This window comes from Pseudomonas sp. GCM10022186 (assembly GCF_042656385.1).
Taxonomy (GTDB): domain Bacteria; phylum Pseudomonadota; class Gammaproteobacteria; order Pseudomonadales; family Pseudomonadaceae; genus Metapseudomonas.
In genome coordinates this window covers 1-603 of the sequence record NZ_JBHSOU010000046.1, presented here as the reverse complement: position 1 = coordinate 603, position 603 = coordinate 1, and the positions used below count along the sequence as shown (strand labels likewise).

General features: G+C 67.3%; 2 protein-coding genes. Both read right to left on the bottom strand.

The window, feature by feature from the left end:
- Nucleotides 1-179: serine dehydratase beta chain (locus ACFPU0_RS16655; protein ID WP_377694329.1), on the bottom strand; the 179-nt coding region annotated here is incomplete at its 3' end.
- A gap of 220 nt (nucleotides 180-399) precedes the next feature.
- On the bottom strand, nucleotides 400-603 hold a 204-nt coding region (locus ACFPU0_RS16650; protein ID WP_377694328.1), incomplete at its 5' end, for a hypothetical protein.

Below are 603 nucleotides of genomic sequence, written 5' to 3'. Positions count from 1 at the left end.
CCCTTGCCGGTGGCACCGAGGGAGCCGTACAGCTCGACTTTCAGGCTTTCGGTGTCGGCCAGCAGGTTTTCCCGGCGCAGGCCGTCGACGAAGCGTGCGGCGGCACGCATCGGGCCCACGGTGTGGGAGCTGGAGGGGCCGATGCCGATCTTGAACAGGTCGAAGACGCTGAGGGACATGTCGCGCTCCTGAGCTCGCGCTCGGCTTTTCTTATTAATCAGCGTAGACAGCGCGGCGGATCGGGCGCCAAGGCCCGACCGCCGAAACGTTGCCCGGAGCCTCGTGGGGGCGAATTCATTCGCTGAGCAGGCCGCAGGCCTGCCCGACGGAGTGTTCAGGGGCTGCTGCGCAGCCCTTGGCGAATGAATTGGCCCCTACCGAGGCCTTCCGGCTCGACTGTCAGGCGTCCTGGTAGGCCTCGATGGACGGGCAGGCGCAGACCAGGTTGCGGTCGCCGTAGACGTTGTCCACGCGGCCCACCGGCGGCCAGTACTTGCCTTCCACCAGGCTGGCGACGGGGTACACGGCCAGTTCGCGGCTGTAGTGGTGGGTCCACGCGCCGACCAGTTCCTGCGCGGTGTGCGGGGCGTTCTTCAGCGGATT